Raw genomic sequence first — 256 nt, 5'->3', positions numbered from 1 at the left:
CGATTGAAAGAATCGTTCCAAAATCAATATAGCAAACAAGATTTACGCCAGTTTTTACAACAACTTGCCATGCTACAACATGGTCGTTCGATTGAACTGATTGAAACTGCTCAAGGTTTTCGTTTTCAGGTTCGAGCAAAATACCGTCAAATTGTTGCACAAACGTGGCCAGAGCGACCAACTCGCCTCTCGCCATCGCTACTCGAAATGTTGGCCGTGGTTGCTTATCATCAACCCGTCACTCGAGCAGATATAG

1 protein-coding gene is annotated in these 256 nt (G+C 44.1%); it reads left to right on the top strand.

Annotation, left to right across the window (positions count from 1 at the left end; all coding sequences use genetic code 11):
• The coding region (scpB, locus tag ACYP5M_RS26630) for an SMC-Scp complex subunit ScpB (protein WP_459735743.1) at positions 1–256 on the top strand (256 nt) is incomplete at both ends.

This window comes from Peribacillus sp. N1, assembly GCF_054600815.1.
Note: the sequence above shows the minus strand (reverse complement) of the source record. Positions and strands in the feature narration are given on the sequence as shown.